The sequence below is a fragment of the Actinoplanes palleronii genome (genome assembly GCF_016862315.1).
In the GTDB taxonomy this organism is placed as follows: domain Bacteria; phylum Actinomycetota; class Actinomycetes; order Mycobacteriales; family Micromonosporaceae; genus Actinoplanes; species Actinoplanes palleronii.
In genome coordinates this window covers 322,216-345,453 of record NZ_BOMS01000014.1, presented here as the reverse complement: position 1 = coordinate 345,453, position 23,238 = coordinate 322,216, and the positions used below count along the sequence as shown (strand labels likewise).

Annotated in this window: 17 protein-coding genes and 1 pseudogene; 10 read left to right on the top strand and 8 right to left on the bottom strand. The window is 72.9% G+C overall.

Annotation, left to right across the window (positions count from 1 at the left end):
* Positions 1-7: 7 nt before the first annotated feature.
* The 5 genes and pseudogenes from Apa02nite_RS05365 to Apa02nite_RS05340 all read right to left on the bottom strand — a co-directional run bounded on the left by Apa02nite_RS05365 (position 8) and on the right by Apa02nite_RS05340 (position 9,282).
* On the bottom strand, positions 8-3,520 hold the full coding sequence (locus Apa02nite_RS05365) for an error-prone DNA polymerase (protein ID WP_239164133.1): 3,513 nt from the start codon (positions 3,518-3,520) through the stop codon (positions 8-10).
* Positions 3,521-3,532: 12 nt separating this feature from the next.
* Positions 3,533-5,848 carry a DNA polymerase Y family protein gene (locus Apa02nite_RS52540; protein WP_239164132.1) on the bottom strand — a complete coding sequence of 772 codons (2,316 nt, stop codon included), beginning with the start codon at positions 5,846-5,848 and terminating at the stop codon, positions 3,533-3,535.
* A gap of 456 nt (positions 5,849-6,304) precedes the next feature.
* Positions 6,305-6,986: pseudogene (gene imuA', locus Apa02nite_RS05350) on the bottom strand (DnaE2-dependent mutagenesis accessory factor ImuA'); the annotation flags it as partial.
* A gap of 325 nt (positions 6,987-7,311) precedes the next feature.
* Positions 7,312-7,785, bottom strand: coding sequence for an SAV_6107 family HEPN domain-containing protein (locus Apa02nite_RS05345; RefSeq protein ID WP_067704930.1), 474 nt, complete (start codon positions 7,783-7,785; stop codon positions 7,312-7,314).
* 525 nt (positions 7,786-8,310) lie between these two features.
* On the bottom strand, positions 8,311-9,282 hold the full coding sequence (locus Apa02nite_RS05340) for an ArsR/SmtB family transcription factor (RefSeq protein WP_203824070.1): 972 nt from the start codon (positions 9,280-9,282) through the stop codon (positions 8,311-8,313).
* Positions 9,283-9,350: 68 nt separating this feature from the next.
* Between Apa02nite_RS05340 and Apa02nite_RS05335 the strand changes: the two genes are divergently transcribed.
* From Apa02nite_RS05335 to Apa02nite_RS05305, 7 genes are all read left to right on the top strand, one after another.
* Positions 9,351-10,541, top strand: a complete 1,191-nt coding sequence (locus tag Apa02nite_RS05335; RefSeq protein ID WP_203824069.1) for an MFS transporter — start codon at positions 9,351-9,353, stop codon at positions 10,539-10,541.
* Positions 10,542-10,763: 222 nt separating this feature from the next.
* Complete coding sequence (locus tag Apa02nite_RS05330; RefSeq protein ID WP_203824068.1) at positions 10,764-11,579, top strand: SDR family NAD(P)-dependent oxidoreductase; 816 nt, start codon at positions 10,764-10,766, stop codon at positions 11,577-11,579.
* Positions 11,580-11,638: 59 nt separating this feature from the next.
* Positions 11,639-12,238, top strand: coding sequence for a monooxygenase (locus Apa02nite_RS05325; protein WP_239164147.1), 600 nt, complete (start codon positions 11,639-11,641; stop codon positions 12,236-12,238).
* Between the two features lie 11 nt (positions 12,239-12,249).
* Positions 12,250-12,828, top strand: a complete 579-nt coding sequence (locus Apa02nite_RS05320) for a GNAT family N-acetyltransferase (protein WP_067704520.1) — start codon at positions 12,250-12,252, stop codon at positions 12,826-12,828.
* A 3-nt stretch (positions 12,829-12,831) separates the two neighbouring features.
* Positions 12,832-13,584, top strand: a complete 753-nt coding sequence (locus Apa02nite_RS05315) for a carotenoid biosynthesis protein (protein WP_203824067.1) — start codon at positions 12,832-12,834, stop codon at positions 13,582-13,584.
* Entirely contained in the window at positions 13,581-14,669 is a 1,089-nt protein-coding gene (locus tag Apa02nite_RS05310) for a glycosyltransferase family 2 protein (RefSeq protein ID WP_203824066.1), read from the top strand. The genes Apa02nite_RS05315 and Apa02nite_RS05310 overlap by 4 nt, the downstream gene beginning before the upstream one ends.
* 53 nt (positions 14,670-14,722) lie before the next feature.
* Complete coding sequence (locus tag Apa02nite_RS05305) at positions 14,723-16,156, top strand: phytoene desaturase family protein (RefSeq protein WP_203824065.1); 1,434 nt, start codon at positions 14,723-14,725, stop codon at positions 16,154-16,156.
* Between the two features lie 3 nt (positions 16,157-16,159).
* Here the strand turns inward: Apa02nite_RS05305 and Apa02nite_RS05300 are convergent, their stop codons facing one another.
* From Apa02nite_RS05300 to Apa02nite_RS05290, 3 genes are all read right to left on the bottom strand, one after another.
* Entirely contained in the window at positions 16,160-17,887 is a 1,728-nt protein-coding gene (locus tag Apa02nite_RS05300) for a substrate-binding and VWA domain-containing protein (protein ID WP_203824064.1), read from the bottom strand.
* 111 nt (positions 17,888-17,998) lie between these two features.
* On the bottom strand, positions 17,999-18,754 hold the full coding sequence (locus Apa02nite_RS05295) for a class I SAM-dependent methyltransferase (protein ID WP_203824063.1): 756 nt from the start codon (positions 18,752-18,754) through the stop codon (positions 17,999-18,001).
* Between the two features lie 54 nt (positions 18,755-18,808).
* A complete protein-coding gene (locus tag Apa02nite_RS05290; protein WP_083972439.1) occupies positions 18,809-19,732 on the bottom strand; it encodes a LysR family transcriptional regulator in 924 nt (307 codons plus the stop codon).
* 143 nt (positions 19,733-19,875) lie between these two features.
* On the opposite strand from Apa02nite_RS05290, the gene Apa02nite_RS05285 reads away from it, so the two are divergent.
* From Apa02nite_RS05285 to Apa02nite_RS05275, 3 genes are read left to right on the top strand one after another with little or no spacing between them, the layout of a single operon-like run.
* Complete coding sequence (locus Apa02nite_RS05285; RefSeq protein ID WP_275412430.1) at positions 19,876-20,544, top strand: succinate dehydrogenase cytochrome b subunit; 669 nt, start codon at positions 19,876-19,878, stop codon at positions 20,542-20,544.
* A gap of 2 nt (positions 20,545-20,546) precedes the next feature.
* The gene (locus Apa02nite_RS05280) at positions 20,547-22,493 is read left to right on the top strand and encodes a fumarate reductase/succinate dehydrogenase flavoprotein subunit (RefSeq protein ID WP_067704536.1); all 1,947 of its coding nucleotides are present in this window, start codon (positions 20,547-20,549) and stop codon (positions 22,491-22,493) included.
* Complete coding sequence (locus Apa02nite_RS05275) at positions 22,493-23,236, top strand: succinate dehydrogenase/fumarate reductase iron-sulfur subunit (RefSeq protein ID WP_067704538.1); 744 nt, start codon at positions 22,493-22,495, stop codon at positions 23,234-23,236. The genes Apa02nite_RS05280 and Apa02nite_RS05275 overlap by 1 nt, the downstream gene beginning before the upstream one ends.
* Positions 23,237-23,238: the final 2 nt, after the last annotated feature.

The following is a 23,238-nucleotide window of genomic DNA, read 5'->3' as shown; positions in this document are numbered from 1 at the left end:
AGCCACTTCAGCGGAAGTCCCGCGACGCCGGAGTCACCGGCGGGGTGATCGCCTCCAGCCGGTCGGCCACCAGGTTCACCACACCCTCCACCTTCTCCAGCTTCCCCCGCACCAGCAGCGCCGCACTGCTCCGCGCCACCCGCCGGTACCGTGCCCACAACCCCGGCGAGCAGGTCACGTTCAGCATCCCGGTCTCGTCCTCCAGGTTCACGAACGTCACCCCGCCCGCGGTCGCCGGCCGCTGCCGGTGCGTGACGATCCCGCCGACCAGCACCCGGGAACCCGCCTCCACCTCCGGCAGCGAGGCGATGGTCACCGCACCGGCCCGCTCCATCCGGTCGCGGATGAACCGTGCCGGATGCGTCTCCGGCGACAGCCCGGTCGCCCAGACGTCCGCGATCAGCACGTCCACCTCGCTCATCCCGGGCAGCATCGGCGCCTCGGTGCCGGTCACCGTCCCCGGCAGCCGGTCCGGTTTGTCCTGCGAGGCCGCTCCGGCGGCCCAGAGCGCCTCGCGGCGGGACAGGCCGAAGGCCGCGAAGGCGTCCGCGGTGGCGAGGGCCTCCAGGTGGGCGGTCGAACATCCGGTCCGCCGTGCGAGATCGGTCATCGACCGATACGACCCATGGGTTCGCCGTTCGCTCTCGATCCGCTCGGCAAGTTCCATTCCGATGGTACGAACGGAGCACAGCCCCTGGCGCACCGCCGGACCGCCCAGGCCCCACACCTGCGGCGACTCACCGGCGCCCGCCTTGAGCCGGCTCTCCGGTGTGGTCTCCAGCGTGGCCGTCGCGTCGCTGCGGTTGATGTCCGGGCGGCGCACCTCGACCCCGTGCCGGCGCGCGTCGTCGACCAGGGTCTGCGGCGAGTAGAAGCCCATCGGCTGCGCGTTCAGCAGCGCCGCGCAGAACGCCGCCGGGTGGTACCGCTTCAGCCAGGCGCTCGCGTAGACCAGGTAGGCGAAGCTCATCGCGTGGCTCTCCGGGAAGCCGTAGCTGGCGAACGCGGAGAGCTTGTGGAACAGGTCGTCGGCCAGTTCCCCGGTGATCCCGTTGCCGGCCATGCCCGCGTAGAGCCGCTGCCGGATCCGCTCCATCTTCTCCACGGAGCGTTTGGAGCCCATCGCGCGCCGCAGCTGATCGGCCTCGGACGGATCAAAACCGGCCACGTCGATCGCCAGCTGCATCAGCTGCTCCTGGAAGAGCGGCACACCCAGCGTCTTGGCCAGCGCGTTCTCCATCAGCGGGTGCGGCACGCTCGGTTTCTCCAGGCCGTTCTTGCGCCGGATGTACGGGTGCACCGACCCGCCCTGGATCGGCCCCGGCCGGATCAGCGCCACCTCGATCACCAGGTCGTAGAAGGTGTCCGGCTTGAGCCGGGGCAGCGTCGCCATCTGGGCCCGGCTCTCCACCTGGAACACCCCGACCGAGTCGGCCCGGCAGAGCATCGCGTAGACCTCGGGGTCGTCGAGCGGCATCGTCCCGATGTCCAGCTCGTCGTCGATCATGTCGTACGCGTAGTGCAGCGCGGACAGCATGCCGAGCCCGAGCAGGTCGAACTTGACCAGGTCGACGGCGGCGCAGTCGTCCTTGTCCCACTGCAGCACGCTGCGACCCGGCATCCGGCCCCACTCGACCGGGCAGACCTCGATGATCGGCCGGTCGCAGATCACCATGCCGCCGGAGTGGATGCCCAGGTGGCGGGGGAAGTTCTGGACCGCGTTGGCGAATTCGATCACTTGCTCGGGCATGTCGCCGTCGCCGGTGGCCACGTCACCCCAGCGGTCGATCTGCTTGCTCCAGGCGTCCTGCTGGCCCGCCGAGAAACCGAACGCCCGGGCCATGTCCCGCACCGCCGACCGCGGCCGGTAGGAGATCACGTTGGCGACCTGGGCGGTGTGCTCCCGGCCGTACTTCGTATAGACGTGCTGGATCACCTCCTCGCGGCGGTCCGACTCGATGTCCACGTCGATGTCCGGCGGGCCGTCCCGCTCCGGGGCGAGGAACCGTTCGAAGAGCAGGTTGTAGCGCACCGCGTCGACGTTGGTGATCCGCAGCGCGTAACAGACCGCCGAGTTGGCCGCCGAGCCCCGGCCCTGGCAGTAGATCTTCTCCTGGACGCAGAACCGCACGATGTCGTAGACGACCAGGAAGTAGCCGGGGAAGCCGAGCTCCTCGATCATCCGCAGCTCGTGCTCCAGCTGGGCGTACGCCTTCGGGTGGTGGTCGCCGTAGCGGTCCCGGGCGCCGCGCATGGTCAGCTCGCGCAGCCAGCTCATCTCGGTGTGACCGGGCGGCACGTCGTAGTCCGGCAGCCGGGGGGCGACCAGGTTCAGGTCGAAGGCGAGGCCGTGGCCGTACATCGCGGCGTTCTCCACCGCGCCCGGGTAGTCCGCGAAACGGCGGGCCATCTCGGCGCCGCTGCGCAGGTGGGCGGTGCCCGCCGCGGGCAGCCAGCCGTCCATCTCGTCCAGGCTGCGACGGGCCCGGACGGCGGCGAGCGCGGTGGCCAGCCGACGGCGGGCCGGCGTCGCGTAGTGGACGTTTCCGGTCGCCACCACCTCGAGGCCGCGCCGGTGCGCCAGGGCGAACAGGGCGTCGTTGCGGTCACCGTCGTACGGGTCGCCGTGATCGGTCAGCTCGACCGCCACGTTTGGGGCGCCGAACAGGTCGATCAGGCGGTCCAGTTCCCAGGCCGCCGCGTCGACCCCCTCGGTGGCCAGGGCCAGCGGGACCGGGCCCTTGCGGCAGCCGGTCAGCACCAGCACGTGATCCCGCAGGGTCTCCGCGACGTGCTCCAGGCCGCGGTAGTCGGGCCGGCCCTTCTCCCCGCCGATCAGCTGGGCCTCGGAGATCACCCGGGCCAGCCGGGCGTAGCCCTCGTGCCCGTGCGCCAGGGCCAGCAGGTGGGCGCCCTCCGGGTCGGCCTCGCCGTTCTGCGGCCGGGTCAGGCCGAGCGACAACTCGGCGCCGAAGATCGTGGGCAGGCCCAGCTCACCGGCCGCCTGGGAGAAGCGGACCACGCCGTAGAACCCGTCGTGGTCGGTGACCGCCAGGCCGCTCAGGCCGAGCCGGGCGGCCTCCTCGGCCAGCTCTTCCGGGTGGCTGGCGCCGTCCAGGAAGCTGAAGTTGGTGTGGCAGTGCAGCTCGGCGTAGTCAATATCGGTCTCGGTCCGCACCAGGCCGGCGGCGCGCCGGTACGGTTCGCGCTTGCGGCTCCAGGCCGGCGAGTCCCCGCCGTCCCCGTCGATCGCCAGCGGATCGACGACCGGTGCGGGCGGGAGGTCCGCCCAGAGGGCGTGCTTTTCCGGGTGGCGGTCGTCAGGCCGGTGTTCGTCCGGGCGCTGCTCGCCCGGGCCGCGCTCGTCCTGGCCGCGCTCACCCGGGCCGCGCTCACCCGGGCCGCGCTCACCCGGCTGGTGCTCGCCCTGGCGGCGCTCGTCCGGCTGGCGTTTTTCCGGTCGGCCGGAGAGTTTGCGCTCCAGTTCGGCCCAGGGGACGTCGGGGTTGTGGAAGCTCATCGGGCCACCCGGTCAGTCATAGATCGCCTCCACGGTCCACTGGCCGGCGGCCAGCGAGAGCAGCAACGCCCGGCCGTCGGCCAGGGACATCTGGAACCGGGCCCGCCGCCGCCCTTCCTCGGGCGTCCACCAGCGCTCGTCGATCGGCCACGGCCCGGCCCAGCCGGTGATCACCAGCGGCCCGGAGCGGTCGACGGTCAGGGCGGCCGGAACCCCGGTCAGCTCGAGACGGGCCGAGACCCCGATCGGCAGCCCGGTCTCGTCATGGACGACCGCCGGGAGCGGCTGCGGAAGCACCATCGCGGGCGACGGCCGCGGCAGACGTCCGGGCCAGGGCGGCAGCAGCGGAGGCCAGCGCGCTTTACGCCCCCGCACCACGGCCGGCTGCCCCGGCGCCGGGGTTACCTCCGGTCGGCCGGCAACCGGTCCGCCGGCAACTACATCCTGCGGGCCCGGCCCCTCCCGGTCTTCCCCCTCCGGCTCAGGCACGTCTTGTCTGACGATCGGCCGCAGGTGGGAGACCGAGGCCAGCCGTTCCCCGGGCTTCTCCGCCACCTTCCGGCCCGCCGCCACAGCCGGTGCCGGGCTCACAGCCTCGGCCCGGCTCGCGATCGGACCGGAGTTCACGGCATCAACCCGGCCCACAGCAACAGCCCGACTCACAGCCGAGACCGGACTCACGGCCGCGGCCGGGACCGGACTCACGGCCGCAGCCTGACTCACGGCCGGGGCCGAGACCGGGGCCGGGCTCACGGCCGCAGCCCGGCTCACGGCCGAGACCGAGGCCGGGCTCACGGCCGCAGCCTGACTCACGGCCGAGACCGAGGCCGGGCTCACGGCCGCAGCCTGACTCACGGCCGGGGCCGGGACCGGAGGCGCGGGCGCGGGCGTGGCCAGGAGTGGGCGGGCCGGGGTGGCCGGGGTCGCAGGCGGGGCCGGGCTTGCGGGCGCGGTCAGGGGCGGGCGGGCCGGTGTGATCGGGACGGGGAAGTGGCGGGTGCTGAGGGTGGCCGGCGACGCGGGCAGCTCCGGGGCGATGGTGCGGTCCAGCACCGGGACGGTGATCAGGCCCGGAATCGGGTCGGCGTGTGCCGCGGCCGGATGGGCCGGTGAGCGTTCGTCGCCCCACGGCACCAGCCGGATCTGGTCGTCGCCGGAGCGGCCGCCACCGATCACCGGTGTCACCACCGCTTCCGGGCCGAGCAGGCCCTGCACCCGGCTGAACGCCCGGTGCGCGCGGTCCCGTTCGGCGCCCGCGTCGCCCCACAGGCCGGGTTGCAGGCCGGCGTGGACCAGGATCCCGTCCGGGATCAGGCTCAGCTTGACCAGGCCCGCGGTCGGGCGCGCCGGACCGGACCGGCGCGCGCCGGTCAGCCAGCCGTCCAGCTGCCAGCGCACCCGTTCGGCGATCGCGGCCGCGGTGAGCAGGCCGTCGTGCCGCCACACCCGGTGCAGCTCCTGGCCGTCCGCGGTGACCGCTTCGACACCGAGCCGGGTGCAGGCCAGCCCGTATCCGGCCAGCCGCTCGTGCAGCCGCTCGGCCAGCACCCGGCCGGCGAAGGCGGCGGTGTCCACCCGGTCCAGCGGTTCGTCGTAGGTGTCCGAGACGGCCAGGTCGGGCGGCGGCTGCCGGACCGCGAGCGGCCGGTGATCGGACCCGCAGGCCAGCCGGTGCGCCAGCGCCCCGTCGAACCCGAACCGGGTCAGCACGTCCCCGGCCGGCAACGCCGCGAACTCCCCCAGCGTCGTCACCCCGAGCCGGCGCAGCAAGTCGTTGAGCTCGGGCCGGTCCAGCGCGCCGACCGGCACGTCCGCCAGGAACGCCGGGGTCCCGCCGGGCGCCACGATCCGCCCGGCGCGGGCCGCGATCCCGGCCGCGAACACCCCGTCCGCGATACCCACCTGGCTCTCCACCGCACAGGTCTGCCCGACGTGCTCGACGATGCGCTCGGCCGCGGTCTCCTCACCGCCGTAGTACCGGGACGGCCCGCGCGCGGCGAGCGCGCACGCTCCCGGCCGGATCACCTCGACCCCGGCCGCGACCTCCTCGACCGCGGCCACCACCGGCTCGAACGCCCGCGCGTCCCGCCCCGGATCGTGCTCCACCACGACCAGCTGCGGGCACCGCCCCTGCGCGTCCCGGCGCCGGAGCCCCCGCCGCACGGTCTCCCGCCGCGCCGCCTCCGAGCAGGCCAGCACCCGGTTGTTCGCGAACACCGCGATCGGCTCCGCGGCCGGCACCCCGAGCACGATCTCCGCGGCGACCACCGGCCAGTCCGGGCACCAGAGCAGCAGGGTCCGCAACCCGCCCTCCACGTCAGCCCTCACCCGACGTCACCGGCACCGGCGCCCCCGCCGCCCACACCTCCGCGACGCGAATGCCCACCACCGATTCCGCCGCCGCTACTTCACACCGCTTCCGCCCACCCGCCGGCCGAGCCACCGAGCCACCGCCCCGCCCACCCATCGGCCAAGGCCCTGAGCCACCGGCCCGGCCGGGCCTGGCCTCATCCCGCGCCCGCTCCTCAGCAGAAAATCCGGCCTTTCCGGCACCAGACCGTGATAGACCCGACCGAATCACCGCAGCATCCGCACCAGATCGAGACAAACCCGACCGGACAAGCGCAACATCCACCCCGGACCGAGGCGAACCCGAACGGACAGGCGCGGCGTCCGCAGCGGACCGGGACAAACCCGAACGGACGGGCACGGCGCCCGAACCAGGGCGGGGCGCGGCGCCCGAACCAGGGCGGGGCGCGGCGTCCGAGCCGGGGCGGGGTGTGCCGGGGCGAGCCGCCGGAGTCGATCCGGGGAGGGCGGTCAGGCCCGGCATCCAGAAGGTGAGTTCCCTGGGTCGGGCCGCCGCGCCCCGGCCGTTGGCGACCACGGTGACCTCCCGGCGGCGCAGGCGGCCGCGACCGTCACCGAGGCCCTCCCACTGGCCGCGACTGACCTGCAGGGTCACGTCCGCGCCGGACCAGGCGCCGAACGGCATCAGCACACTGCCCCGCTGCCGGGCCCGGGCACCCAGCCGGCTCGCGATGGACGCGGACACCGGCCCGGGCACCGCCGTGACCACCACGTCGACACCGTCGATCAGCGCGGCCACCACGGTCGGCCAGTCCGGTCCGGGGTCGGGGATCAGCGCCAGGCGTTCCAGGGCGATGCCGGTCTCCGCCGCGGCGAGCGCACCCAGCGCGGGCAGCCCGACGACCGCACACCACGAACCGGCCCGGGACGCGGCCGCGAGCAACGCCAGCATCAGCGAGGTCCCGCCACTGGCCCGCCCGGCCCGGCCACCGGCGACCGCCACCGTGCTGCCCCGGCGCAAGCCGCCGCCGGGCAGGAGTTTGCCCAGCTCGTCCGCTACCGGCAGCATCCGGTGCGCGCCCGGCGCGTCCACCTCGCTCGCCGGCCGGACCAGGTCCGCGAGGGCGGCCGTCCCGCTGATCATGCGCCCTGCCATCGTGCCCCGCCTGTTCCCTGTGTATTTCCCACCGCGGCGACACCGCGCCGCTGAGACCGCGAGCCCCATGCCACCCGGGACCGCGTGAAACCTGCCGATCCGCGACCGCGCGGCAACGACCCGCACGGGCTGATCCGATCCGGTCAGGACAGCGTCGATCGCGTTGGCCGACGAACTCGATCAGGCCCTTGCGGACCGGCGGGAACCGGCGTTGCCGGCGCGCCTCCGGAGCGGCCAGTCAGCCGATGAGCACGGTCCATCGCCGCGGACCGGGGAGGGCGGTCAGCTGATGAACGCGACCGGTCGCCGCGGGCCGCAGGGCAGGTCAGGCTGCCAGCGGCGGCTGGTAGGACACCCCGATCGAGGACTCCGCGACCGTCACGAACTGTTCGGCCGCGCGGAGCAGGTCGTCTGCCTCGCGGGCGCTCACCACGTGCGGGATGCCGGCCTCGGCGGCCGCGCGTTTGCCGGCGCCGAGTGCGAAATAGCCGGCCCAGTCACTGAACTCCGGCGCCACCATCGCCAGCAGCGACCAGACGCTCGTCGCTCTGGTGCGCCGCCCGGGTGCGGCCGGGCGAGCCCGGGCGGCGAGCAGGGCCGCGGCCGCGCGCAGGGCGGCCAGGTGGGCCGTCGCATACCGCAGGCCGTCGGGGGTGGTGTGCGTCGCCTCGGTCAGTCCCTGACGGGCGATCGCCAGCAGCTGGGTGGGGGTCCGGTGGGGCAGCATGTGCGCCGGGACCGTGGGCGCTTCGGCCCGGGCGGTCGCGCCGGGCGTCTGCGCCGGATCGGGAGCCGGCATCAGGCCGCGGGCCGTGGTGCTCGCCATCGTCGTTTCTCCTCGCCTGTTCCGCATCCGACATGGTGGCCGAACCGGACCGCCGCGGAGGAAGACGCAACGGGCCATACCGGGGCCGCCCCCGCAGGAGCGGCCGGTGGTGCCGGGGCTCCACGGGCAGTGGGAGCCCCGGCTGCAGACCGGCCGGATGTGAAGCTTCCCCACACCACACCCGGCCGGCCACTGCCGGCTGGTCCGCCGCTCGCCACCGGGGGTCGGGGGCAACGAGCGGCGGCCTGCCTTGTCACGAGGCCCGAACCCGCGAATGCCCGGACCTCGCATGCGGCACTTCGCGGGCGCCGCACCCGGTCGACGCGCCGCGAAACGCGCTCCCGGGGCCAGAGCGGAAGTCTTTCGAACATCCGTTCTAACTACTGCAGAGACTAACACCCGCCTACGACAAAAAGGCAACCTTCACGGCCCCGCGCCACCCACTTTTTCGAACAGATGATCGACTTTCTTTGGTCGGCAAATCACCCGAAAAGCGGATCAAGTGCCCCGCGCGGCGCGTACCACCGCCTCCCCCGCCGCGGTCCGCGTGTAGAGCACGCTCCGCCCGGCCCGGCGCCGCGCCACCAGACCGGCGTCCAGCAGCACCCGCAGGTGCCCGCCCACCGACCCGAGCCCCGCCCCGGTGATCGCGACCAGCTGGCTGGTGCTCCGTGGCTGTTCCAGCTCGACCAGCACCCGCGCCCGCCCGGCGCCCAGCAGCCGCTCCAGCGCACCGGGCACCACCCGCCCCGGCTCCGCGAGCATCCCGGAACACCGGTACGTCAGCGCGTACCGCGACGGGTCCGGCTCCAGCCACGCCGCCCAGCCGCTCGCCAGCGTCGTCGGTACGAAGAGCAGCCGAGCGCCGGAGATGTCCCGCGGCGGGTAGTCGTACGCGTTGATCTGCAACCGCCCGCCGCCGAGCCACCGCATCCCGCCGCGCATCCCGTCCAGCGCCGACTGCCAGCCGCCCAGGCTGAGCTGCCGGGTCCGGGCCAGTACGTCGGCCTCCAGGATCCGCCGGCGCCGCGGCCAGTCCGGCTCGATCGCCTCGTGCCAGATCCAGGTCAGCAGGCCGGCCATCCGCTCGCCGAGGTCGTCCCGGTCCAGTTCCGGCGGCAGCCGGCCGGCCAGTCCCTCCGCGACGTGGCCCCGGGCCGCCGCGGACGGGATGTCCCGGACCGCCGCGACCTCCTCCGCGAACGGCCGTTCCACCTCGGTCGGCGGGGGTGCGACGAAGTCGGCGATCCAGCGCGGCCGCAGCGCCGCCTCGACCAGCCGGGCGGTGATCGGGTCCGCGGCCAGCCGGGCCAGGTACGCCGGCCGGTGTGCCCGCAGCCACTCCCGGTCGGACGGGAGCTCCGCGGTGTCCCAGCGCAGCCGGAGCAGCCCGGCGGTCGCCTCGGCCAGCCCGGAGACGACGAACCGGCTGGTCGCGAGCGTGTCGGCGTCCACCCGCCACCAGCCCATCGGCACCACCTTTCGCGGCTGACCGAAACATTAACGGTCACCCGGCGGCGGGCCGAAGACTGCGAGCCATGCGGACCTATCGCCAGCTCTTCCGTGCCCCGGAGTTCACCGCGCTGTTCCTCGCCACCTGCCTGCAGTGCGCCGCGGTCACCGTGATCGGCCTGGCGCTGGCCACCGGCGTCTACGCCCGTACCGGATCGTCTTTTCTGGCGGCGGTGAGCATGTTCGGTCCGTCACTGGCGCAGCTGGCCGGTGCGACGCTGTTGATGTCCGCGGCCGACCGGTGGCCGCCGCGCGCCGCGATCACCGCGCTGGCGCTGCTCACCGCGGCCCTGACCGCCCTGCTGGCGCTGCCCGGACTGCCGCTGGCCGGGATGTTCGCGGTGCTGCTGGCGATCGGCCTGGCCGCCTCGGTGAGCGGCGGGGTGCGTGCCGGGCTGCTCACCGACGTGGTCCCGGACGCGTATCTGCTCGGGCGTTCGACGCTGAACATCGCGAACGGGGTCATGCAGATCGTCGGGTTCGCGGCCGGTGGCCTGCTGGTGACCGTGCTGTCGCCGGCCGGGACGCTGCTGACCGGTGCCGGGCTGCATCTGGTCGCGGCGCTGGTGGTCCGGGTGGGTCTGGCCCGGCGCGCCGCCCGCTCCGCGGGCCGGCCCTCGGTCGCGGCGACGTGGCGGGTCAACGCGCGGTTGTGGGCGATTCCCGGGGTACGGCCGGTCTACGTCGCGCTCTGGCTGCCCAACGGCCTGATCGTCGGGTGCGAGGCGCTGTTCGTGCCGTTCGCACCGTCCGGGGCCGGGCTGCTGCTGGCCGGTTCCGCGGTCGGCATGCTCGCCGGGGACGTGCTGGCCGGCCGGTTCCTGCCGCCGCTCTGGCGGCACCGGCTGGCGCCGTGGCTGCGGCTGCTGCTGGCCGTGCCGTTCCTGCCGTTCGCCCTGCACCCGTCGCTGCGCACCGCGGTGGCGCTCGCCGTGGTGGCGGCCGTCGGGTACTGCTCCACGCTGCTGCTGCAGGAGCGGCTGGTCGCGATCGCCCCGGCGGAGAACCGCGGGCAGGCGCTCGGCCTGCACTCGGCCGGCATGCTCACCATGCAGGCGGTGTGCGCGGCGGTGGCCGGCGCGCTGGCCGAGCTGCTCTCGCCGGCCACCACGATCACCGTGCTCGCCGCGGCGTCGGTGGTGGTCACCCTGGCGCTGGCGCCGTTCCTGCGGGAGCCGGCCCCCGAGGCGGCCGGCTGGCGCTCAGAGGTGTCTTGACCGCGCGGAGACACCCCTGGAAGCCAGCCGACAACGGGAGGCGCGGTGCGGTCCGGACCGGCTACGGTGTCGCGGAGCCCCCGCAGATCGGGAGGCGTGCTGCGGCCCGGGGCGGGGGCGGCCTCACGGGCGGGGCTCGGCTCGTAGCCTGCGGACGGGCGCTGGAGTATTCGTACCCTATGGGTTTGGGCAGGATCGGCGGACCTTGGGTAAAGAGGCGGCATGACGCAGACGATCGTGATCACCGGGGCGAGCTCCGGTGTCGGGCTGGCCGCGGCCCAGCAGCTGACCGCCCTGGGCAATGAGGTGGTGCTGGTCGGTCGGGACCCGGGGCGCCTGGCGGCGGCGGTGCAGAAGGTCCGCGAGGCCGGCGGCGGACGCGAGCCACGCCATTTCCAGGCCGATTTTGATCGGCTCGGTGACGTGCGGGAGCTGGCCGACCGGCTGCTCGCCGACTGCCCGAAGATCGACGTGCTGGCCAACAACGCCGGCGGGATCATCGGCGGGTACAAGGCGACCGTGGACGGCTACGAGTCCACGATGCAGGGCAACCACCTGGCGCCGTTCCTGCTCACCCACCTGCTGCGGGACCGGCTGACCGGCGGCCGGGTGGTGAACACCGCCTCCCGCGCGCACATGCGGGGTCAGCCCGGCACCGACTTCACCGACGACCCGCGCGGCTACAACTCGTGGCGGGCCTACGGCGCCAGCAAGTCGGCGAACATCCTCTTCGCGGCCGAGGCGGCCCGCCGCTGGCCGGAAGTGCTCAGCCTGTCGTTCCACCCGGGTGTGGTCCGCACCAACTTCGGGGCCGGGCGCCTCACCCGGTTCTTCTACAAGCACGCCCCCGGCCTGGTCACCCCGGAGGCGGCCGGCGCGCTGCTGACCTGGCTGTGCACCGCACCGGCCGTGGAGCTGTCGAACGGCGCCTACTACGTCGGCCGTGAGGTGGCCCGCCCGGCCGCGCACGCCCGCGACCCGAAGCTGGCCGCCGACCTGTGGGAGGCCAGCGCGGCCGCGACCGGTCTCGACACGTGAGCCGAGCAAGCGTCACGCTGCACGTCTGGCGGGTGCCCCGGCACGCGATCGGCTCGGCCATGCTGCGGATGGCCTTCGCCCGGAGACACCTGGCCGGGCTGCGGTTCGGCAAGTTCCTCGGCACCGGCACCGGCGAGACGTTCGGGCCCGGCGACTCGGACCTGACCCGGTGGGCCGCGATCACCGTGAGCGACGCGCCGGTCCGGTTCCCGACCTGGGACAAGATCGCCACGAGCCAGGCCCGGATCGAGCTGGAACCGCTGATCAGCCGGGGTACCTGGTCGGGGCGGAGCCCGTTCGCGCCGACCGGCCGCAAGTCCGAGGGCATGGTGCTGGCGCTGACCCGGGCCCGGCTGCGACCGGCCCGGGCGCTGCGGTTCTGGCGGGCGGTACCGGGCGTGGCACGGGAGATCGCCGCCGCGCCCGGCCTGCTCGCCCGGTTCGGGGTCGGTGAGGCGCCGATCGGCTGGCAGGGCACGGTCAGCGTATGGCGCGACGCGACGGACCTCACCGCGTTCGCGTACCGTCAGCCGGAGCACCGCGCGGCGATCGCCCGCACCCCGGCCGATCGCTGGTACGCCGAGGAGCTGTTCGCCCGGTTCGCGGTGCACGACATCAGCGGCGACCGGACCGTGCTGGGCTGGTCCGCCGGGAGATGAGGGTGCAAGCGATGAGGCTCGTAGCGTGGCAGCCGGACGACCTCCTGCGGCGGCTCGACGACGTGGTCACGGTCTACGGCGAGGCGATGGGCTACCGCCCGGAGCTGCTGCAGACCCGCCGGGGTTACATCGGCTCGCACGTGCGCCGGCCAGGCTTCCGGGCGGTGGCCACCCTGACCACCGAGGGCCGGGTGGCCGGTTTCGGCTACGGCTACACCTCCGCCGCCGGCCAGTGGTGGCACGACCAGGTCCGGTACGCCCTGGGCGAGGACTCCCGCCGGCAGTGGCTGACCGACTGCTTCGAGGTGGTCGAGCTGCACGTCCGCCCGGCCGCTCAGGGCCACGGTGTCGGCGCCCGGCAGCTGCGCGCCCTGCTCGCCATGGCCAAGGGCAAGACCGTGCTGCTCTCCACTCCGGAGGCCGACGAGCAGGCGTCCCGGGCCTGGCGGCTGTACCGCCGCTACGGTTTCGACGACGTGCTGCGCGACTTCTACTTCCCGGGTGACGAGCGCGCGTTCGCCGTGCTCGGGCGGGAGTTGCCGCTCGTCGAACGGCCCCTCGAAGACGCCTCCGGCGCGGCCGGCGCCTGATCCGTGCGCCGTTCGCTGCCCTGGGTCCTGCTCGGCACGCTGGTCCTGGCCCAGATCTGCTATCCGCTCACCGGCGGTGACACCCGGGCCCGGCTGACCGTGCTCACCGTGCTGCTCGGTGTGACCTTCTCGGTGACGCACGCCCTGCTCACCCGGGGGATGCGGGCGGCCGGCGCGCTGGTGCTGACCGCGACGCTGGGTGGTTTCGCGGTCGAGGCCATCGGGGTGGCCACCGGCTTCCCGTTCGGGACCTATGCATACTCCGGGCGGCTCGGCCCGCGGCTGCTCGACGTACCGCTGATCATCCCGCTGGCCTGGACCTGGATGGCCTGGCCGGCCTGGCTCGCCGCGCTGCGCGTCGCCCGGCGCCGGGTGTCGCGGATCCTGGTCGCCGCGGCCGGGCTGGCCGCCTGGGACCTGTTCCTGGATCCGCAGATGGTCGCCGAGGACTACTGGCGGTGGCTGGACCCGATTCCGGCGCTGCCCGGCGTGCCCGGCATCCCGATCGGCAACTACCTGGGCTGGGCCGGTTTCGCGGTGCTGCTGATGACCGCGCTCGCCGCCGCCACCGCCCGGTCGGTGGCGCTGCCGATGCCGGCCGACACGCCCGCGCTGGCGCTCTGGCTGTGGACCTACGCGTCCTCGGTGCTCGCCCATGCCGTCTTCCTCGGTCTGCCGGCCTCGGCGACCTGGGGTGCCGTGCTGATGGGCGCCGCGGTGCTGCCTCTGCTCCCCCGCCTGCGCGCCGCCCGATGACCCTGGCCTGGCTCACGCTGCTGCCGGTGCTGCTGCTCACCGCGCACACCGCGGTGAACGCGCTGCTGCTGCGCCGGCCGGACCGGGACGCGACGGTTGACGAGCGCGTCGCGGTGCTCCTTCCGCTCCGCAACGAGGCGGAGCGGGTCACGCCGTGCCTGCGGTCGCTGCTGGATCAGCGTGGGGTGCCGGGACTGACCGTGCACGTGCTCGACGACGGCTCGGCCGACGGCACCGCCGAGGTGGTGCGGGCGGTGGCCGGTGACCGGGTCCGGTTGCACGCCGGGGTGGCGCCGCCGGCCGGGTGGCTGGGCAAGCCGCACGCCTGCCATCAGCTGGCCGGGTGGGCCGGGGACGCGGACGTGCTGATGTTCGTGGACGCCGACGTGGTGCTGGAGCCGGACGCGGTGGCCGGGGCGGTGCGGTTGCTGCGGCGGGGCGGGGTGGTGCTGCTCAGTCCGTACCCGAAAATCGTCGGCGCCGGACGGCTGGTGCAACCTCTGCTGCAGTGGTCCTGGCTCACCTTCCTGCCGCTGCGCGGCATGGAACGCTCCGCGCGGCCGTCGCTGGCGGCGGCCGGCGGTCAGTGGCTGGTCCTGGACCGGGCCGGCTACCGCAAGGCCGGCGGGCACGCCGCGGTCCGCGACGAGATCCTCGAGGACATCGCGCTGGCCCGCGCGGTCAAACGCTCCGGCGGGCGGATCGCGCTCGCCGACGGATCGCGCCTGGCCACCTGCCGGATGTACGACTCCTGGGCCGAGCTCGCCGACGGCTACGCCAAATCGATGTGGGCGTCCTTCGGGTCCGCTCCCGGCGCGGCCGCCGTCGTGGTCCTGCTTCTTCTTCTGTACGTCGTCCCGCTCCTGACCGCGGCCGCTGTGCCGGCGTTCGCGCCGATCGCCGTGGCCGCCTACCTGCTGGGCGTCACCGGCCGCGCGATCAGCGCCCGGGCCACCGGCGGCCGGGTGCTCCCGGACGCCCTGGCCCACCCGGTGTCGGTCGTGCTGTTCGGCCACCTGATCGCCCGGTCGTTCCGGATGCGCCGCCTGCGCCGCCTCACCTGGCGCGGGCGCGCTCTCCCCTGATCCGCACCGGCCCGGTGCACCACGACGGCCGGTCATCGCGGATCATCCTGGGGATGAGTGACATCGTGGTGGTCGGTGCCGGCGTCGGTGGATTGGCCGCGGCGATCCAGCTGGCCGAGGCCGGGCACCGGGTCACCGTCTTCGAGCAGTCCGGGCAGGCCGGCGGCAAACTGGCCGGCTACGAACGCGACGGTTTCCGCTTCGACACCGGTCCGAGCCTGCTCACCCTCCCGGACGTCTTCACCCCGCTCGGCCTGGGCCTGCGTCCGGAACCGCTCGACCCGGTGGTCCGGCACGTCTTCCCGGACGGCACGGTCCTCGACTCCTCGTCCGACCACGCGACGTTCCTCGATCGGATCGCCGCAACGCTCGGCCCGGACGCGGCACACGACTGGGCCCGGCTCTGGCGGCGGGCCGAAAGGATCTGGCACGCCTCCTGGGACTCCGTGCTGCAGCGCCCGGTCACCGCGGCGACGCTGGCCCGGCTCTCCTGGCGGGTCGGTGACCTGGCCGCGATCGCGCCGGGCCGGTCGCTGCGCTCGCTGGGCCGCCGTTACCTGCGGGATCCGCGGTTGCGGATGCTGCTGGACCGCTACGCGACGTATGCCGGGGCCGATCCGCGCCGCGCGCCTGCGGCGCTCGCCGCGATCCCCTACGCCGAGCTGGCTTTCGGTGGCTGGTACCTGCCGGGTGGTCTGGTCACTCTCGCCGAGGCGCTGCGCGCTCGGTGCACCGATTTAAATGTACGAATAGAGCTGGGCGCACCGGTCGCCGCCATCGACGCGGACCGGCGGGTGCACGGCGTCCGCCTGGCCGACGGCCGGCACGTCCCGGCGGATGTCGTGGTGTCCGACGTGGACGCGGTGACGCTCTACCGGGACCTGCTGCCCGCGCCGAAGCCCCTCGCCGGGCTGGCCGACCGCAGCCTGGCCGGGTTCGTGCTGCTGCTCGGCGTCCGCGGGGAGACCCCGGAGCTGGCCCATCACACCGTGTTCTTCCCGCGGCACTACGACGCCGAGTTCGACGCGGTGTTCGGCGGGCCGGGCCGGCGGGCGCGACCGGCCGGCGACCCGGCGGTCTTCGTCACCCGGGCACCGGACCCCGCCGTCCGGCCGGCCGGGCACGAGGCGTGGTTCGTGCTGGTCAACGCGGCGCGGCACGGCACCGACTGGTCCGCTGTGGACTGGCGGCGGCCGGGGCTGGCCACCGCGTACCGGGATCGGATCCTCGATGTGCTGGCGGCGCGCGGTCTGGACGTGCGGGATCGCCTGGTGTTCGCGGAGACCCGGACCCCGGCCGACCTGGCCGAGGCGACCGGGGCGCCGGGCGGCGCGATCTACGGCACCGCCGGCGGACTGCTCCGCCCGGCCAACCGCTCCCCGATCGCCGGGTTGTTCCTGGTCGGCGGGTCGGCGCACCCGGGCGGCGGGCTACCGATGGTCACCCTCTCCGCCCGGATCGTCGCCGACCAGATCGGCACCGCCTAGCCGTTACGAGGTGGCATGCGCGGCCAGGAACGCCTGGGCTATTCCGGACGCGAGGTCGGCCGGGTTCGTGGCGGCTATCGTGCGGCCGCCGGTCGCCTTGGCCATCCCCTGCAGCGCGGGCATGTTCGCGTCCGGTCCGTAGCCGACCGCGATCACCGGGACCGGCCGCGCCGGGTCCACGCCGGCGGTCAGCTTCTTCAGGAAGTCCGCGTTGGTCATCGCGAACCGCGTCCCGCCGTCCGCGCCGTCGGTGAGCACCACCACCACGGTGGCGGTGTTCGGCTTGACCCGGCCGCGCATCTCGTCGACCCCGTCCAGCACGGTCTGGTAGAGCGGGGTACCGGACGTCGCCACCGGCCGGTACGAGCCGATCTTCGCGGCCAGCTGGAGACGCCGGGACTTGCCGTCGGTCGCGTCGGTGATCCGCCCGAACGACACCTCCTCGGTGTGCGCCGGTTCGCTCGCCCGGGACGTGCCGAAATACCACATCCCGATGCTGGTCTCCGCGCCGAACAGCTGTGCCGCCGACGCACCGGACTCGCGCAGCAGCGACGCCTTGGTGGCGGTCCGCCCGGCCCGGTCGGTGATCTTCTCGTTCATCGAGCCGGACGCGTCGATCAGCAGCAGCACCTGGAACGCCACCGCCTTGTAGTCGGACCACTGCTTGGCCGGGCCGAGCAGCAGCCGCACGTCGGCCGGCGGCCGCAACGCGCCCTTGGTGGCCGCGACGCGGAACCCGGCGCCGGTGACCGACTCCGTGGTGATCGCCGCGCGCAGGCGCTTGACCAGGTCAGCCGGTGCGCCCTTGCGCGAGGCGTACGGATAGTCCGCATCCACCTGGACGTCAGCGGGCGCCGAGCCGGACATCCGGACCCGGTGTTCGGTCTTCTGGTACGTGGTGAGCTGCTGCTCGGTGGTCGGGAAGACACCCACGTCGTAGGTCGCGGTGTTCGAGTCGGACTCGGCCGCCATCTGCCGGAAGATCTCGGCCTGGTTGACGGCCGCGTTCTCCAACCGGCTGCGCAGGGTGAGCGCCTGCAGCTTGGCGATGCCGGCATCCGGGGTGACCTTGGCGGTCGCCTGGTTCAGCGCGTACACGCCGAGCAGGCCGGTCGTGGTGACCGTCGGATCGGACATCCGCACGGCCGGCAGCCGCTCCTGGACCGCGGCCTGCATCAGCCCGCTCCAGGACGTCTTGCCCTCCGGGGCGAACAGCGTGCTGATCGCCTCCGGCCCGGCGATCACCACCGGTGACCAGGCGAGCGGCGTGCCGCTGGTGGCCCAGGTGCGGCCCTGTGCCTTCGCGATCGCCAGCCAGCCGCTGCTGGACGGCACCCAGACGTCCGGCTGCGGCTTGGCGGCCAGCACCAGACCCGGCTCGACGGCCTGCACCTGAACCTCCGAGCAGCGCTGCCCCGCCTTGCTGAGCGTCGCGGCCGCCTGCTCGATCACCGGGGCGATCTCCGGCGCGGCGGCGACCCGCAGTTTCGGGTCGGGACAGGGCGGCGCGGTCTGCTGCGGTGAGGGCAGCGGGGCGGCGCTGGGTTCGGCCACCGGGGTGCCCCGGTTGCTCATCAGACGCCAGGCGAGCCCGCCGGCGGCCAGCAGAACCAGCACGACGACCACGGCCGCCAGCAGGGCACGGCCCCGGCTGGGCGGCGGTTCGTGATGCGGCTGGCTCCACTCCATCCGGTCGGGCAGGCGTGGGTCGGACCACTCGTTGTCGGACATGCACCTTACCTCGCGTAACGGTCACCACCGATGGAGCGGATGGTAGTCCGGGATTTATGTCTCGCAATGGCTCCTAAGGTTCCCGACAACATCTAGGCACATCCGTGACCGTCAGGACATCAATCGCGGGGTCGCCACCGCGATCACGATGAACTCGCCGTCCCCGCTGAGCCCGACCGGTTCACGCCCCCAGCCTCCGTAGATCCGATCCACCCGGAAACCCGCCTCCCGCAACGAATCTCGCAGCTCCGGCTCGGTGCGGAAACGCAGCGTGGCCGAGTTCGCCAGGTCCCGTCCATCGTCGAACCGGTAGCGCTGGGTGACGTGCACGGTGTTCGGTGCGGTCTCCTCGGCCTCGCTCCACGCCTCGACCGCGGCGCCGCCGTCGAGCACCACGGTGCGCCACGAGTCCTCCGGGTTCCACAGCTCCCACGGCTCGTCGGCCGGGTCCCGGCTGTCGAAGACCAGGCGGCCCTCCGGGATCAGCGCCCGGCGCAACCCGCGCAGCACCGCGTCCCACTCCTCGTCGTCCACGAACGACTGCGCGACGTGACTGGTCATGAACGCCGCGTCGTACGACCGCACCGGCAGCTGCTCGACCGAGCCGTGCACCCACTGGACGCGCTCGCTGCCGGGCTTGCGCCGGGCCGCCGCCAGCGCGGCGGGCGCCGGGTCGATCGCGGTGACCTCGTGCCCGGCCTCGGCCATCGCGATCGCGAGCCGGCCGGTGCCACAGCCCAGGTCGATCACCCGGTGCGCCGAGCGCTCGGCGAGCACGGCCATGAAGAAGTCGTCGTCCCAGCCCCAGGGACACTCGGCGTCGTAGACATCGACCAGCCGCGGGTCACGAAACTCGCCATGCCACACACCCAGGACTGTAAACGGAGTGTAGACACTTGACTACCCGATGTGGACAGTCGATCAGAGAGCGCGCACCCCGAACGGCAGCCGGCCGGAGGTGATGTGCTCGAGAACCACCTCGCGCAGCGCGGCGGCGGCGTGCGGCAGCACCACCCCGCGACGCTGGGCGAGCGCGATCGTCCGGCGCATGCCGGGTGGCGCCAGCGGGGTCGCCCGCAGCAGCGGCCGGTTGGCCAGCACCATGCTGGGCACCAGCGCGACACCGAGGCCGGCCTCGACGAAGGCCAGCACCGCGTCCATCTCACCGCCCTCGACGGCGAACTTCGGCGTGAACCCGGCCCGCTCGCAGGCGTGCAGGGTGACCTCGCGGATGTCGTAGCCCTCCCGGAACATCACCATCGGGGTGTGCCGCAGCTCGGCCAGCTCGAGCTGCCGGGCCACGGTGGGCGGCGGGCCGTCCGCGACCGACGCCACCACCAGGCTCTCCCGGACCAGCTCGGTGGCCTCCAGCGCCGGGTCGACACCCTGCTCGGGCTGGATGATCAGGGCCAGGTCGAGGGCGTGCGCGAGCAGGCCGGAGGTGAGGTCCTGCGAGCTGCCCTCGCTGATGTGCAGGGTCACCCCGGGGTGGTCGGCGCGAAACGTCCGCAGCACGGCCGGCACCAGGGAGGAACACAGGCTCGGGGTGGCGCCCAGCCGGATCTCGCCCCGGCGCAGGCCGACGATGTCCTGCACGGCCTCGATCGCCGCGTCCGCGTCGGCCACGATCCGCCGTGCCATCGGCAGGAGGGTCTCACCGGCCACGGTGAGGCCGACCGCGCCACGCATCCGCTCGAACAGCGGGGCGCCCAACGAGGTCTCCAGGGTGTGAATCTGCTTACTCAACGTGGGCTGCGAGACACCCACAATGTCCGCAGCTTGGGTGAAATGCCTGGTCTCGACTACTGCCAGGAAGTATCGGAGTTGTTGCAGCTGCACCGTAATAGCTTATCGCTATGGGGACCTGCCCGATCATGCATTAGACGAATCGTTCAGGACTTTCTACCGTCCAGGTTGTGGCGGTAGACACTCCAATTCCCCAGACCAAGCACGCGGCGGGGGCGCCGGCAACGCCCCCCGCTCGTCAGGTGGTCCGGCCCTCGTCGGTGATCCTCAAGATCACCATGGCGGTCAGTGGCATCCTGCTGGTCCTCTTCCTTTACGTACATATGATCGGCAACCTCAAGATCTTCTTGGGCGCTGTCGACTTCGACCACTACGCGCACTGGCTGCGGGCGCTCGGCACGCCCCTGCTGCCGACCATGTGGTACCTGTGGATCCAGCGGGCCGTCCTGACGCTCGCCGTGCTCGCGCACATCTACACGGCGGCCGTGCTGACCATCCGGGCCAAGAAGGCCCGCCCGGTCAAGTACGCGCACCGGCCCAAGGTCCAGGGCAGTTACGCCGCCCGGACCATGCGCTGGGGCGGCGTGATCGTCCTGCTGTTCATCGTGTTCCACATCCTCGACCTGACCACGGGCAACCTGAACCCGGTCGGGGACCACGAGCACCCGTACGCCAACGTGGTCGCCGACTTCGCGCCCGAGCGCTGGTACGTGACGCTCTTCTACGCGCTGGCGATCATCTCGGTCGGGTTCCACCTGTGGCACGGCATCTTCAGCGCGGCCCGGACGCTGGGCCAGCAGACCATGAAGGGGCAGCGGCGGGCCAAGGCCATCGCACTGGCGCTGTCCCTGGTGCTGGTCGTCGGGTACCTCTCGGTGCCGTTCGCGGTGCTGGTCGGATTGGTGGACTGAACATGACGAACACGGACTTCTGGACCGAGGGCGAACCGGTCGTCGACAAGGCCGCCCCGGACGGACCGATCGAGACCCGCTGGGAACGGCGCAAGTTCGCCGCCAAGCTGGTCAACCCGGCGAACCGCCGCAAGCTGACCGTGATCGTGGTGGGCACCGGCCTGGCCGGTGGCTCCGCGGCCGCGACGCTGGCCGAGCAGGGTTACCACGTCAAGTCGTACTGCTACCAGGACAGCCCCCGGCGCGCGCACTCGATCGCCGCGCAGGGTGGCATCAACGCCGCGAAGAACTACCGCAACGACGGTGACTCCGTCTACCGGCTGTTCTACGACACGGTCAAGGGCGGCGACTTCCGCGCCCGCGAGTCCAACGTGTACCGGCTCGCCCAGGAGTCGGTGAACATCATCGACCAGGCCGTGGCGCAGGGTGTCCCGTTCGCCCGCGAGTACGGCGGCCTGCTGGACAACCGCTCGTTCGGCGGCACCCAGGTGTCCCGGACGTTCTACGCCCGGGGCCAAACCGGTCAGCAGCTGCTGCTCGGCGCGTACCAGGCGCTCGAGCGGCAGATCGGCCTCGGCAACGTCGAGATGAACACCCGGCACGAGATGCTCGAGCTGATCATCGTGGACGGCAAGGCCCGCGGCATCGTCGTCCGGGACATGATCACCGGCGAGATCACCACCGAGTTCGCGGACGCCGTGGTGCTCGCCTCCGGCGGGTACGGCAACGTGTTCTTCCTGTCCACCAACGCCAAGGGCTGCAACGTCACGGCGTCGTGGCGGGCGCATCGCAAGGGCGCGCTGTTCGCGAACCCCTGCTACACGCAGATCCACCCGACCTGCATCCCGGAGTCCGGCTCGCACCAGTCGAAGCTGACCCTGATGTCCGAGTCGCTGCGCAACGACGGCCGGGTGTGGGTGCCCAAGGCGCAGAAGGACACCCGCAAGGCCGCGGACATCCCCGAGGACGAACGCGACTACTACCTGGAGCGCATCTACCCGGCGTTCGGCAACCTGGTGCCCCGGGACATCGCGTCCCGCGCCGCCAAGAACGTCTGCGACGAGGGCCGTGGCGTCGGCCCCGGCGGTCTCGGCGTCTACCTGGACTTCGCGGACGCCATCAAGCGCCTCGGCCAGAAGGCGGTCGAGGCCAAGTACGGCAACCTGTTCGAGATGTACCAGCGGATCACCGGCGACGACCCGTACGAGACGCCGATGCGGATCTACCCGGCCGTGCACTACACGATGGGTGGCCTCTGGGTCGACTACGACCTGCAGTCCACCATCCCCGGCCTGTTCGTGGTCGGCGAGGCCAACTTCTCCGACCACGGCGCCAACCGGCTCGGCGCGTCCGCGCTGATGCAGGGCCTGGCGGACGGCTACTTCGTGCTGCCGAACACGATCAACAACTACCTCGCGTCCGGCCCCTTCCCGAAGGTGACCGCGGCCAGCGCCGAGGTCGTCGAGGCCCGCAGGCAGGTCGAGGACCAGATCGAGAAGTTCCTCTCGATCGACGGCGACCGGACCGTGGACTCCTTCCACCGCGAACTCGGCCACATCATGTGGGAGTACTGCGGCATGGAGCGCACCGAGGAGGGCCTGACCAAGGCGATCGGCCTGATCCGGGCGCTCAAGGAGGAGTTCTGGACCCGGGTCAAGGTGCCGGGCAAGGGCGAGGAGCTCAACCAGAACCTGGAGAAGGCCGGCCGGGTGGCCGACTTCATCGAGCTCGGTGAGCTGATGTGCATCGACGCGCTGCACCGGCGGGAGTCCTGCGGCGGTCACTTCCGGGCCGAGAGCCAGACCCCGGACGGCGAGGCGCTGCGCCACGACGACGAGTTCGGCTACGCCGCGGCGTGGGAGTACTTCGGCGCCGACGGCAAGCCGACCCTGCACAAGGAAGAGCTCGAATTCGAGTACGTCCACCCGAGCACGCGGAGCTACAAGTAATGAACATCAAGGTCAGGGTGTGGCGTCAGTCCGGCCCCTCGGACAAGGGCCGGATGGTCACCTACGACGTCAAGGACATCTCCCCGGACGCGTCGTTCCTCGAAATGATCGACGTGCTCAACGAGACGCTGATTCTCGGCGGTGACGACCCGATCGCGTTCGACCACGACTGCCGCGAAGGCATCTGCGGCGCGTGCAGCATGGTCATCAACGGGGTGGCACACGGCCCGGAGAAGGCCACCACCACGTGCCAGCTGCACATGCGGCACTTCAAGGACGGCGACGTCATCGACGTCGAGCCGTGGCGCGCCGCCGCCTTCCCGGTGATCAAGGACCTGGTGGTCGACCGCACCGCGTTCGACCTGATCATCCAGGCCGGCGGTTACATCAGCGCCTCGACCGGCACCGCGCCGGACGCCCACGCCGCGCCGGTGCCGAAGAAGGACGCGGACGCCGCGTTCGAGGCGGCCACCTGCATCGGGTGCGGCGCCTGCGTGGCGGCCTGCCCGAACGGCTCGTCGATGCTGTTCACCGCCGCGAAGATCACCCACCTCGGGCTGATGCCGCAGGGCCAGCCGGAGCGCGACAGCCGGGTGATCGACATGCTGCAGGCGCAGGACGACGCCGGTTTCGGCGGCTGCACCAACATGGGCGAGTGCACCGAGGTCTGCCCGAAGGGCATCCCGCTCAGCCTGATCGGGCGACTGAACAGCGATTACCGCAAGGCGATCGCGAAGAGCTGAGA